This is a genomic window from Actinomycetes bacterium (genome assembly GCA_022396035.1).
Classification (GTDB): domain Bacteria; phylum Actinomycetota; class Humimicrobiia; order Humimicrobiales; family Humimicrobiaceae; genus Halolacustris.
Window position 1 is genome coordinate 1 of the sequence record JAIOXO010000014.1, and the last position, 13,389, is coordinate 13,389.

The 13,389-nt window shown below is 45.5% G+C and carries 11 protein-coding genes; 1 reads left to right on the forward strand and 10 read right to left on the reverse strand.

Translation table 11 applies throughout. From position 1 onward, the window contains the following. Window positions 1-239: 239 nt before the first annotated feature. A complete protein-coding gene (locus K9H14_05560) occupies window positions 240-626 on the forward strand; it encodes a BlaI/MecI/CopY family transcriptional regulator (protein MCG9479660.1) in 387 nt (128 codons plus the stop codon). Between the two features lie 4 nt (window positions 627-630). Here K9H14_05560 and K9H14_05565 read toward each other — a convergent pair whose 3' ends face one another. The 10 genes from K9H14_05565 to K9H14_05610 form a co-directional block, all read right to left on the reverse strand. Next, a complete protein-coding gene (locus K9H14_05565; GenBank protein MCG9479661.1) occupies window positions 631-900 on the reverse strand; it encodes a EutN/CcmL family microcompartment protein in 270 nt (89 codons plus the stop codon). Window positions 901-910: 10 nt separating this feature from the next. Beyond that, window positions 911-1,186, reverse strand: coding sequence for a EutN/CcmL family microcompartment protein (locus K9H14_05570; GenBank protein MCG9479662.1), 276 nt, complete (start codon window positions 1,184-1,186; stop codon window positions 911-913). Window positions 1,187-1,222: 36 nt separating this feature from the next. Then, window positions 1,223-2,146, reverse strand: coding sequence for a bifunctional methylenetetrahydrofolate dehydrogenase/methenyltetrahydrofolate cyclohydrolase FolD (folD, locus tag K9H14_05575; protein ID MCG9479663.1), 924 nt, complete (start codon window positions 2,144-2,146; stop codon window positions 1,223-1,225). A 33-nt stretch (window positions 2,147-2,179) separates the two neighbouring features. Further along, window positions 2,180-3,877 carry a formate--tetrahydrofolate ligase gene (locus K9H14_05580; protein ID MCG9479664.1) on the reverse strand — a complete coding sequence of 566 codons (1,698 nt, stop codon included), beginning with the start codon at window positions 3,875-3,877 and terminating at the stop codon, window positions 2,180-2,182. Window positions 3,878-3,977: 100 nt separating this feature from the next. Further along, window positions 3,978-5,336 (reverse strand): acetyl-CoA decarbonylase/synthase complex subunit gamma, encoded by a 1,359-nt coding sequence (locus K9H14_05585; protein MCG9479665.1) that lies wholly within the window; start codon window positions 5,334-5,336, stop codon window positions 3,978-3,980. 39 nt (window positions 5,337-5,375) lie between these two features. Beyond that, window positions 5,376-7,556 carry a CO dehydrogenase/CO-methylating acetyl-CoA synthase complex subunit beta gene (cdhC, locus tag K9H14_05590; protein MCG9479666.1) on the reverse strand — a complete coding sequence of 727 codons (2,181 nt, stop codon included), beginning with the start codon at window positions 7,554-7,556 and terminating at the stop codon, window positions 5,376-5,378. After that, complete coding sequence (gene cooS / locus K9H14_05595; protein ID MCG9479667.1) at window positions 7,549-9,495, reverse strand: anaerobic carbon-monoxide dehydrogenase catalytic subunit; 1,947 nt, start codon at window positions 9,493-9,495, stop codon at window positions 7,549-7,551. Before cooS ends, cdhC begins: the two co-directional genes overlap by 8 nt. 15 nt (window positions 9,496-9,510) lie before the next feature. Continuing rightward, on the reverse strand, window positions 9,511-10,452 hold the full coding sequence (locus tag K9H14_05600) for an acetyl-CoA decarbonylase/synthase complex subunit delta (GenBank protein MCG9479668.1): 942 nt from the start codon (window positions 10,450-10,452) through the stop codon (window positions 9,511-9,513). Between the two features lie 126 nt (window positions 10,453-10,578). Beyond that, window positions 10,579-11,343: an AAA family ATPase gene (locus K9H14_05605; protein ID MCG9479669.1), complete on the reverse strand. Its 765-nt coding sequence runs from the start codon at window positions 11,341-11,343 to the stop codon at window positions 10,579-10,581. Window positions 11,344-11,346: 3 nt separating this feature from the next. Further along, entirely contained in the window at window positions 11,347-13,290 is a 1,944-nt protein-coding gene (locus K9H14_05610; GenBank protein MCG9479670.1) for an ASKHA domain-containing protein, read from the reverse strand. Window positions 13,291-13,389 lie beyond the last annotated feature (99 nt).

The following is a 13,389-nucleotide window of genomic DNA, read 5'->3' on the forward strand; positions in this document are numbered from 1 at the left end:
GGCACCCCAAAACACAAAAATTGCCCGAATTTTTACCTCCAAAACTTCTACATGGAAAATGTTCTGTAAAGCTAATGTTAAAATGTTCCCATTTTTGCAGGCGTTTGGGGTAAAATTGATAGAAGATGATTAATCGCTGGGTAAATTATTAGTTAATTTATTTTCACAGGTTATTAGTATAGAATAAAAATACAATTACTGCTTATATAAGGCAGTAAAAATAAAGGGGGCCCTGAGCTATGGAGAAAAAGGTTTCTAGAAAGAAATCACAGGAAATAGGCATAAGCGGCCTAAACAGCATAAGCAACCTTGAAGCCGGTATAATGAAGGTAGTCTGGGAGAAAGAAAAAGCCACAGTAAGGGAAGTACACGAACTGATGCTGAGAAAGGAAATGGGAAAAAAGCAGAACGGGTTTATCCCCTACACCACGGTTATGTCTACCATGAACACCCTGGCCGATAAAGGGCTGCTGAAGCAAGATAATTCAGCCAAGACCTATATTTATTCACCGGCAGTAACTAAAACCCAGCTGGCAAAGAGTATCTTTCAGTCAGTGGCAGACAAGATTCTTGATGGTACCAACCAGCTGACCAGAGTAAATCAATTCTTAAAAAACATGAAATAGCCAGTTATTGCTGGATCTTTATGCTATCCACCTTGGCTACTATGACCGAATCGATACTTTTGTCTCTGGTCCGGTCGGTCATGCGTGCAGAACTGCCGTTTACTACCAGAACCTTCTCTCCTATCCCAACCCCTACCAGATCAACTGCCACCACAAAGGGTTCCAATAATTTACCGTCAAGGTCTATCGCTTTTACCACCATAAGTTTTTTGCTATCCAGGCTGCTATCTTTCTGGGTGCAAACCACATTTCCAATTACCTGCCCTAAAACCATAATTAGCCAATCACTTCCTGCCAATATTTACTTTATCTATTAAGGCTACAATGGTAGCATCAGTGGGCACATTTTCTTCATCAAAAGCCCATGAAGCCTCAGAACCATCCTCATAGCCCACTATATCTCCCATGCCTGAAGAAGTTACATCCAAAGCCACCAGAAACTGCCCCTCTTCTTCTCCGGTTTCCAGGTCCAAGGGCTGTATCACCTGTAACTTTTTTCCTGTCAGGCCTTCATACTTGATGGTAGCCACCACATTGCCTATAACTTTAGCATAATACAAACTGCATCATCTCCAACCATGATGATAGCATACCGCTCAACTTTGACCAATAGCCAGTTTGGCTGCTTTTACTGTGTTCTTAAGCAGCATGGCAATAGTCATGGGACCCACCCCTCCGGGTACCGGAGTTATATATCCTGCCTTAGGCTCGACATTCAAAAAATCCACATCCCCTATAAGGGTAGCGCCCTTTTTCTGGAAATCCTCTTTTCTCCACTCCAGCAAATCGGGACCGGCCTTATCCCTGGTAATCCGGTTTATGCCCACATCAATAACCACTGCCCCCTGTTTTACCATATCCTCCTTTATAAGGTAGGGCACCCCGGTAGCCACAATCAGGATATCGGCATCCCGGGTATGGAGGGAAAGGTCTCTGGTCTCTATATGGCAGACAGTAACCGTAGCCCATTCATTTAAAAGAAGTAAAGTAGTGGGTTTACCCACAATTTCGCTGTGTCCCACCATGGTTGCATTCTTACCCTTTATGGTAATGTCCTCTCTTTTCAGCATTTCGATTATTCCCGAAGGTGTTGCCGGAACCAGGCAATCCTGCTGGGCCACCAGCTTGCCCATATTAACCGGATGAAAGCCATCCACATCCTTTGCCGGGTCTATGGCCATTAAAACCTTTCCGCTGTCTACCTGTTTGGGCAGGGGGAGCTGCACCAGTATGCCGTGGATATCCAGCCGTTGATTTAACTGTCCTATCTGGGCCAGTACATCCTCGGTACTCACCGTATCATCCATGTTTATAGTTTCGGATTTGATACCTACCTGATTGCAGCCTTTTTCCTTACTGGCCACATAAACCTTGGAAGCAGGGTTATCCCCCACCAGTATTACCGCCAGACCAGGTACTACACCCTTGCTTTCCTTCATCTGGTTTATTTCCGCTTCTACCTCTTGTTTTATCTGGGCAGATATGTCTGTCCCGCTTATTAATTTAGCTATTTTAATCACCCCTTGAAAATAGGAATATTTAATAAAACTTATCTAGAACAGGCCAACAATATTGCCCTGATCATCAAGATCCACCTTGGTGCCTGCGGGAACCTTGGGCAGGCCGGGCATGGTTCTCATCTCTCCCAGAAGAGGGTAGAGAAAACCGGCCCCGGCCGAAGCCCGGATATCCCTTATGGGAACCGTAAACCCTGTTGGCCTTCCCTTGAGATTAGGATCATGGCTTAAAGATAAATGAGTCTTGGCCATACATATTGGAAGACCGGCAAATCCCTGCCTGGTATATATATCTATTTTTTCCTGGGCCGCGGGCAGGAAGTTAACCCCGTCAGCACCGTATATTTTGGTAGCTATAGTTTCAATTTTTTTATCAATAGGCCAGTCCAGAGGATAAAGGAACTTAAACTCGGATTTCTTTTCTGCTGCCTTTGCCACTGCCTCTGCCAGCTCTGTACCGCCTTCTCCTCCTTTAAGCCAGACCTTGCTCACTACCGCATCTTCAGCTCCGGCGGCTATGGCCTTTTCCCTTATCACATCTATCTCCTGCTGGGTATCGGTATCAAAATGGTTGATAGCTACAACTACAGGAACCCCATGCATTTTCACATTTTCAATCATCTTCTCCAGATTCTGGCATCCATGGGCTACTGCCTCCACATTGGGGGTGTTCATAAGTTCTTTGTCTACCCCCTGCCCGGGTATAAACTTAAAACCTCCGCCATGCATTTTAAGGGCCCTTACCGTAGCAACTATAACTGCCGCATCCGGTTTGAGGCCGGAGTACCTGCACTTTATATTAAAGAACTTCTCAGCACCAATATCGGCGCCAAATCCGCTTTCAGTAACCACATAGTCGCCCAGCTTTATAGCCAGCCGATCAGCTAAAATGGAGCTGTTTCCATGGGCAATATTGGCAAAGGGACCGGCATGAACAAAACAGGGTGTATGCTCAATGGTCTGCAATAGATTGGGCTTAACCGCATCCTTTAAAAGCACCGCCATAGCTCCCGCGCACTTTAAATCTTCAGCAGTAACCGGGTCTCCGTCCCGGGTGGAGCCTACAGTCATCTTGGCCAGTTTCTCTCTCAGGTCCTTCAGGCTGGTAGTTAAAGCCAGTATGGCCATTACTTCACTGGCCACCGTAATATCATAACCGGTTTCTCTGGGCACACCATTAAGCGGGCCTCCCAGACCCACAACTATATTCCTTAGAGCCCGGTCACTTACATCCACTACCCGGTTAAGGGTTATGCTAAAGGGATCGATATTTAAGTCATTCCCCTTCATTATATGGGTATCCAGGAAAGCTGCCAGCAGATTATGGGCAATTCCTACCGCATGTATATCCCCGGTAAGATGGAGATTAAAATCCTCCATGGGCAGCACCTGTGAATACCCTCCACCGGCTGCGCCTCCCTTAATTCCAAAAACCGGACCCAGTGAAGGCTGCCTGATACAGGTAATGGTCTTTTTACCTATCTTGTTTAAGGCCATACTTAACCCGATGGTGGTTACCGTTTTGCCTTCCCCCAGAGGGGTGGGAGTTATGGCTGTAACATCTATATACTTGCCGTTTGGCCTGTCTCCCAAGCTGTCCAGTGCATCCAGCTTAACTTTAGCCTTGTAGTTACCATACAATTCCAGATACTGCTGGTCCAGGCCCACAGTGTCTGCTATTTCATAAATATGTTCCATATGGGCAGCTTGGGCTATCTCTATGTCGCTTTTCAAGTTGGCTCCTTTCAAAATTTGGCAATAGCTAATATAAGGTGTGGCTTAAATTATATATAAATTAATACCCTGTTACAAACTTATTAGCATACAATTCAGATCAGGAACTACTAACAGAATATTCCTTGAGGTATTTGGGGACTTCCCCCGCTTCCCGGGGCCCTACCACCACTTTCCATTCATCTCCCAACTCTTCTTCCAGCTCGCCCTGCAGTTGGGCCACATAACCAGGAATAATAAGTTCCCTGGTCTTGGCCTTATCCTCTATGCCGCTTTTCTTGACAAACTGGGCTATAAGTTCGGGTATAAATTTGCCTGCTGCCCAGGCGGTCAGAACCGACTGGCCTTCAACATTCATTACCAGCACCCAGCAGGGTACCTTGCTGTTTTCCACCTCTCCTGAAATTATGAAATAGGTAAGGGAAAAGTTGGTGGTTATAAGCACCGGAGAATCAGGACCGGGATTGCCAATTTCATATATCTTCTGTTCAACCTGCATGGGCTGACGGGGATCGGTGTATATATTTTGCCGGTAAACCAGCAAAGGATAAATATTCTGGTATCTGGCATTGGAAAGTACAATTATAGAAGCATATTTAGCTACAAATACAGAAGCAATAACTGTCTCCGTGGCCTCATCCTGGCCCAATTCATCTGCAAATACTATGGTAGGATAACCAAACAGCCGGTTCTTCTTTTTAATAGCTGCCGTACGCAGGGTTATCTGGTTGAATAAATCTTCCTTAATATCTCTGTTGCCTATATCTATAACCATGTTTTTAATGCCTGCAGACCTCAATTTATCGGTAACCTGGGCAATATCATCAAAGGTTTTACCCCTGACTGCTATGGGACAGCCGGTTTTCTTGCCGATTTCTATAAACTGGTCCGCATTGTCAACAGTAGCTGCATGCAGAAGCGGCTTCCTGTCTGAGAGTTGTTCGGCCAGCTGCCCTAAAACTTGTGCATCTTCGCTTACCAGTATCAGTGCTCTGGAAGTAGCGGAAGCTACATTTTGTACCACCTGCTTAAATTTCTGGCCATCCCCGGATTTATTCTTAATGCATACCGCATCCAGGGTCAATACCTGGCCTACCCGTTCATACTGGATACTGTCTATCTGTTTTACCTTCTCTTCTATCTCTTTTGCATCCATAGTGTCTTCGATGGTTACCGCAAACCCGTTCTGATTGATAAAGGTACGGTCATGCCTGAACAAGACATTCTCTTCACCAACCGTAAAAGAGTTATCTCCTTCTCCAATCTGTACTTTGAGTATGGGGGGCTGGGAAGCCTCTGCCAGCTCGCTTTTTGCCTCCTCTGAAACATGAGGGCATTTTTCTAGCTCTACCTTGCCTGCTGCCAGCTGCATAGCAAAAGCAAGACAGGTTGGAAACCCGCAGTCCTTACAATTAGTTTTAGGAAGTTTTTTAAATATTTCCAGACCACTTAAAGCCATGTTATTACTCCTTTAGTATTAAAATTTTTTCCATTTTATTTACATCATAGGTTCCATTTCCAGTACAGGGTGCCCCACTTTTTCAATCCACTGGGCCACCTCTTCTTCGGTAACCGCCTCTTCTTCGGTAGCTATTTTATCTATAAAATTGTCCAGGTTAAGTTCCTGGGCCCTGGCCTCTATAAGATCCCTTATCTCTTCCTTAAGCTCTTTGGGTATCCACACCAGCCTCTCCAATCCCCCGTCAGCTTTTATAAACTTCTTGGATCCTATAAAGAACTTGCTTATGCCTATAAACCCGGGGGTTTGAATACCCCCGCCAACCATACCCGCTATGGTGGAAAACTTCATCCCGCAGGGGGTTATACTTGAAAATTCCCGGTTTACGGCCATTACTCCATTAGTGGACGGCAGAATGGTACAGATGACCTCAAAACACCCGCAGGAAGTCATGGGGTCAACAATCATGGAGTAAGCAGAAAATGATTCCAGGCTCTGATTGCTGGTTTTAAACACAAAATCATTTACTCCCCTCCATATACCCAGATTCTCATCCACCGTTTCTCCCTTCTTTACCGGCTGGTTGGGGCCGGTGGGGCTAATCTCATAAGCCGCCCTGCAATCCAGCCAGTTATAAGCCCCGCAGAGTCCAGGCCTCTCAGGAGATACCACACATACATGATTGGGGGCAAATGACTGGCACAGGGTACAGGAATAGAAAATATCCACACTTTCATCGGTAAGTGAGCCCATTCTCTCATCCCTGGTTTTAAATATTTTTCTGGCCTTATCCCTTAAAGCCAGAACATCCTCGGTATTGGTGTATATCTTAATCTGCACCTTATCCATTATATTGCCGAAATCTGAATGCATCTTGGCATGAAGGATAGTGCCTATATGCCTTATCTTAAATCCGCTTTTTACTGCATCCTTGGAAAACCTCACCCAGGATATATCCCTCTGGCCCATATGGAAAATCCCGGAAGGATAATTCAGGAAATAGTGTATCTGTCTTTCCATAACCGGCTCAAAATCCTGCTGCATCTTTCTTCCTGATACCTCTACCAGTATGCCTAAGGGAAGGACACTGTCATCCTCAACTTCATCTACTTCCGGCCCAATGACCTCTATTTTACCATCTTCCACCTCTGAGGAATCAGCCATAAGCAAAAGCTCAACCGCCGGGCTTTTATTTCCTCCGAACTCCAGGTAAGTATTTTCTTTTCTAACCCTTTCCCCCTCAAAAGCAGGACCGAAGGGTACCGGTACATCAACCTTGTCTACCGTAATCTTAAGTCCCCTTACCTCTATAGCCCTGCTAACTATGTCCTGTTCGGGGATATTGGATACCACATGCTCATAGGTGCAGACACCCCGGGGCAGTATCTCCGGTATATCGGTATTGGCTATGGTGGGAAAACCAAAATTTATCGCTCCTGCCGCATTGGCGTATTTGTAGTCATCAACCTGGCCCAGGGCCAGTACAAAAGCAAAAACCCGGTTTTTATTATACATAAGCATACGCCGGTAATCTCCCGGCTGTACACCCCCAAAACTCATAGCTGCCCTGGCCGCAAATCCCAGTGAGTAAACAGTGGCAGTTATATCTTTCCCAAAGGGAACCAGCCGGGTATCCCAGCCCAGCTCTACCCCTTCCTGGTCCAGCTGCTCAGCCATGGTTACCCCGTCAGTAGAGCCGCTCATAAACACATAGATATTTTTCTCCTGCAGCTCCCTGGCTATCTTAACCGCCATCTTACTGTCGGTAGCAGCTCCAACACAGGCAGCAAAGCCGGGAGCGGTACCATCAACAAACTCAATTCCTCTCTCCCTGATTATTACATCAGTAGCGGCTCCCAGCCATATACCCTCTACCGGGGTGGGTTCCTCCAGGTATTTTATGGCCTCTATAATTTCTTCCACCCACAGGGTAGCTATACCTGCATCCAGGGTACCCCCCAGATAGGGTATCCACACCTGCTGGCTGGGCACCGCGGGCAGTAGCTTTTTTGCCTCTTCTATAACCTGCCAGCAATCCCCCAGCTTCTCTACTTTGATACCAGCCATGCTGTATATAACAGGTAAAAAGTAACCGGTATTGGGAAATTCCAGTACCTGGTCTTCCCCTTTGCTTTCAATTGCTTCTTTTAACTTCTCTTCCGCCTGGTTTACTATGCTGTAGGCACCGTTAATTGCACTGGTAGCTATAATCTTAGACATTTCCTAACCCCCTTCTTGCTTCCATATCAAACAGTACCCGTTCCTTCTTAACATCAATTTTTAGCGCTTTCCTTTTATCCTGAATATGGGAAATTACATTCTTTAACACCTGGTCAATATCTTGGACATACTCCAGCTTGCCTCCATATTTCTTTTCCCATACATTGGTCATTATATCTACTACTTCCTGGCTGGACATCACCGGTATGGGTTCACCGCTGAATACCACATAAACACCGCTGGCTACAAAGTAGCTTCCAATGGATAAAGCCTTTTCGCTCATCCATTCTGGGGCTATTCCCGCTACCGGTAAATCACTTATATCTTCTCCCAGGCCTCCTTCCGCTACCACCTCGGACAATATGGTCAGAATCCTGGAATTATCCACGCAGGAGCCCAGATGCAGAACCGGAGGTATACCCACTGCTTCACATATGGATTTAAGTCCGTCCCCGGCCTGGCTGTAAGATTCAGGCATCATCAGTCCGCATTTTGCCGATGCCAGGGCCCCGCAGCCGGTCTGCACCACCAGATAATCCCTTTTAATCAGTTCGGTAGTAAGGTAATTATGGTATTTATCCTGGACATGCCTGGCATTATTGCAGCCCACTATTGCCACTACCCCCTGGATCCTGCCATCAATTATTCCGTCATTTAATGGCCTGAAAGATTCCCTGAATTTCCCCCCCAGCATATACCTTATATACTCATGGGAAAATCCCGCTACAAGGTCAGAAGTAATCTTGGGAATATTCAGCTTTTTATTGCGGTTGGGGTAATTATCAACGGCCATGGTTATTATCTCCCTGGCCGTCTCCAGAACCTTTCTTTCATCAAACTGTATATGGGTTGCTCCCGGAATCTTGCACTTTGCTGAAGAAGTTATCAGCTTGGTATGATATTTTTTGGCCAGTGGTCCCAGAGATTGCATAATGCACTGTATATCCACCACCATTACATCCACAGCAGCAGTCAGTATGGCTAATTCCTGGGAAAGGAAATTACCAATGGGAGCCACTCCCTGCCTCATCAATACTTCATTGGCAGTACAGCAAATACCTACCACATTAATACCCTTGGCCCCTTTGGTTTTAGCATATTCTAAAAGCTCCTTATCATCAGCCAGCTCTGCTATTACCTCGGACAGGGTAGGTTCATGCCCATGTACTACCAGGTTTACCTCATCCTCTTTTAGCATTCCCATATTGGTTTTTGCCGACAATGCCTGGGGGGTGGTAAACAGTATATCCGTAATTTCGGTACCAATCATGGAACCGCCCCAGCCATCAGACAAGGCATTCCTTAAAGCATGATCCAGTATATGTTCAGCCTCCTGGTCCACTCCCATATGGGTACGATGCATGGTTTCCACCACTTCCCGGTCAATTCCCCGGGGCATTATATTGTTTTTGCGCCATATTTCCTGCCTCTTTTCGGGCGCAATCCTGGTAAGATCAATTTCTCCTTCCTGCTGGCCAAACAAGGCCAGTGACTTATTTGCAGCATCCAGTGCTATCTCCTTAATCTCTCTGTCCTTGATTTCAATACCCAGGTTACGGGCATAACTCAATAATTTCATTTCATCCTTTATTTTCAGCCCTTCAGCCTTGCCCTCAGCCACATCCTTAAGCAGCAAAGCCAGATCCCGGCCATGGTCAGAATGCGCAGCTGCGCCGGCAGCTATATGCCGGGCCAGGTTTCTGGCGGCAATGGTTCCCATGGTTGCCCCGCACAGCCCGGTTTTTCCTTCCTTTACCCTGCAGGGGCCCATGGAACAATTCTTACAGCAAATCCCTGCCGTGCCCGCGCCGATAGGACAGCACTTCATGCTGCTGGCCCGGTCAAAAACAGTTTCCACTGTTTCATCTAAATTATTGATTATCTCCAGAATAGCCTTATCTTCACTGTATACTTTATCTTTTTTATCTTTGGAATTCATTTACCGCACCATCCTTTACAGTAACTTTCCTATACAATCTTTTATTATTTCCACTGCCTTGGGGTGACGCATAACTACAATATTTGCCCCTGCCATCAACATACTCATAACTGATATGGTTTCCCAGTTAATACCCCTTGGTTCCCTCTCGCCCCACTGGGGGTAATCCTCCTGGCTTCCCTTTACTTCCTTTACCTTCCAGACTTCGGGAGCTATATTGCAAATCATGGGCATCTGGGTCATTTTGTCATCCTGAAGCAATGCCGCTATTTTAAGCCTTTCCATACAGGAATAGCAGTATTCTATGCCATAACCCAGCCCGGAAGTGGAAGGATCCATTACTATCCTTTCCGGTGACAGGCCCAGCTGGGTTAGAAGTATATTTAGTTGTTTGGCAATGTTTACATCCAGGGGATTAAGTGAAACTATATTATGGTTGTAACCCATGCAGGCGGCAGCAATGGTCTTATAATTATCTTCCTCTACCCAGCCAATAAGCAGATCGGTATTCTGGTTAACCTCGGCAACTTTTTTCATAACCTCGGCCACCCTTTCCAGGGGCCCGTCCCCGTAAATTATGACTGGCACCTTTATGGCTTCCCTTACCTGCTTAACCATTTCTGCTGCATCATCTGCAGACATATTGCCTGAATCAGGATTAATGCTTGTCATCTGCAGACAGATGGCATCTGCACCATAGTCAGTCACACATTTCTGGGCCCATTTAACCGGATCCTCCCATACGGATGAAAAATAAGCAGCCACATCTTCCGGCCAGCCCTCAGGTTTGCTGTCGTATACCTCCATGGCTACTATTGGCCGGTTTGGCATCTCTCCTTCAAAGGTATAAAAAGGCAGCGTCTTATCTCCCCCCACTATTACCTCCGATGAATCACTGCCCAGGGTTACATTGCAAATTTCCCCGGCGTACTCGTTTTTTGGAATCTGGAAGCTCAATTTTCCCCTCCTATCCTATTTATAATTGTTACTTAATTGTTACTAAATATACAACCTTATGTAAAAAAATTTACAAATCATATTATTTTACCATTTATCTTTAAAAACTTCAGTTAATTGATTGATTTATTTTGAAAAAATAGGTAATTGCTCTAATAAACTTCTGACTTGCTTTAAAGGTAAATTATCCTTGCTTAAATCAAAAATGGATTGGCCGGATATATCCATATCCATTATTTCCTCATCCTGTCCTATGACCGCAGCCAGTTTAAGGCTGCTGTCCTCAACCTGTTTAATAAGCCTGGGGTCCAAATCGCCGTTCACCCGGTTGACCACCAGAAGCTCCTCTGAGGCTTTTAGTTCCAGCTGGCCGGCCAGATCCCTGATCCTGGCAGCAGTCATTATCCCCCGGGGAGAAGGATCGGACACTATTACCAGGTAATCAATGCCCTGAGTAGTTCTGCGGCTTAAGTGCTCCATACCCGCTTCATTATCCATAACCACATAACTGTAGTTATCCTGCAGTATATCAATATATTTTCTGAACAGGTTATTGGCATAACAATAGCATCCCGGTCCCTCGCCGCGGCCCATAACCAGTAAATCAAACTTATCATTTTCGGCCAGGGCCTGCTGCAGGTTCATTTCCACCACCTGGTCCTTGTACATGCCCTTATCCATCCGGGGTGCTTCTTTTTTAAACTGTTCCCTCAGCATCCCCACCGTATTTATCGAATCTACGCCCAGCACCTGGTTCAGATTGGAATTAGAGTCCGCGTCCAGGGCCAGCACCGGGTGCTTGCCCCCTTCTATCAGGCCCCTTATAATCAGGCCGCATAAAGTGGTTTTTCCCGTGCCGCCTTTTCCTGCTACCGCAATATTTATCCCCATCAGCTAACCTTTCTTATATTTATTATCCAATGACAGTATGAGCTGTTCAACAGTAGGAAAATCCTTTAGATCAGTATAGGGCAGAAAAAGTCCCGCCACATACCTGTCCATGAACTTCATATTAACGCTAAGCTCCACATAGGTAAGGGCATCAGCAATGCTTACCGACTGCTCATATCTTGACTGGGAAAGCAAGCTTATGTATGCTCCGGTAACCGAGGTATTTCCGAGAAAGAAATACTTGTTTATATCAATGTCCGGCAGCATGCCTATGACTATTGCATTATCAATATTTAGATTCTTGCCCAGCCCGCCGGCAATATATACCTTGTCCAGATCATAAACACTTAAATCTACCTCTTCCAGCAAAGTTTTAATGCCTGCATATACGGCAGCCTTGGCCCTCATAAGATTGTCTATATCCACTTCACTTATATATATCTTTTTTCCGTCTGCTGAAGCTTCCCTGCCGGCAATTATATACCGGTATTCCCCCTCTTCCTGCTCCAGATAGCTGTTGCCTATATCCTGGTTAAATTTACCCTTCCTGTCTATCACCCCTTTAAGATACATCTCTCCTATAACATCAATTAAACCGGAACCGCATATGCCCCTGGGCTTTCCTCCTCCAATTACTTCCACCCTGCATCCGTAATGCTCCTGGTCTATATATACCTTCTCTATTGCTCCCTCAATGGCCCTTATTCCGCATTTGACTCCCCCGCCTTCAAAAGCAGGACCAGCGGAACAGGAACAGCCCATCATCCATTCATTATTTCCCACTACCAGTTCCCCGTTGGTGCCCAGATCAATAAACAGGGTTAAATCCTGTTTATGGTTCATTCCGGTAGCCAGCAGGCCCGAGGTTATGTCCCCGCCCAGATAGCTGGCCACCCCCTGTATACAGTAAGTAAATGCATTTTTGATATGCTTTATTCCAATATCTGAAGCCCTGCAGTCCGAGAAACGATTGGCTACGGTTACATAAGGCTCCTCCCTGATGTATTTTGGTGAAACCTCGTAAAACAGGTGCATCATAGTAGAATTTCCTGAAATCATCAGAGACACTATGCTTTCAGAATCTATCTGACATTTTAGCAGCAGCCTCCAGATAAGGTTATTTACAGAATCGGTAACCACTTCCTTTAATTTTTTCAAACCGCCTTTTTTACCGGCAAATACAATCCTGTTTATTATATCTTCACCGAATCTAATCTGCGGATTATACTCAGATTCCGTTGCCAGTATCTTTCCACTCTGTAAGTCCACCAGATACATCACCAGAGTAGTGGTACCGATATCCAGGGCTAGGCCGTAAAGCTGAGGGTCCTTTTGCCGGGTATCAACATCTATGACCAGGTTTTTGCGGGTTTCAATCAAGGCCATTACTTTCCAGTCATTTTCTCTGAGCACCCAGGGAAGTTTCTTCAGTACATCTATGGGAATCTCAATATCTTTTATACCCAGTTTGTCCTTCACCACTTTTTTAAACCGGTAAAGGTCACTGGTCCCGAAAGTTAATGATGGCTTTTCCACCTCAACTTCTATGTTTTTAATCCAGGGTTCCGGTTTTACTGTTTCAAATTCCTGGCTGCTTACTCCGGCATAAGCCTTGGAAACCTGTACAAACTGTCCCTTTTCAATTATGGCCTTCACCGTCCTGGTTTCAGGAATTGCCACCACCAGATCACCGGTTACCCTGGCCATACAGGACAGCACAAAACCTTCATTTACTTTCTCATCGGATAAGTATTTAGTCCTTTTGGCATCAACTTTGCCTTCTTTTACCTGTACCACACATCTTCCACAGGTCCCCACCCCTCCACATGATGAATCTATATGGATCCCGCAATCCAGTATTGCCTGGCGCAGGTTATAGTTTTTGGAAACATCGATTTGTTTATTGCTGGGAAGAAACTGGATATGATATTTGTTTTGGCTTACCATTATTTAAAAAATTATATGAATAAATTATAGCCAAGCATCACTTTTAAAAAATTATAGTATAAGGGATACCAAAAAGCAAAAGAGAAAGAGGTACCTGGA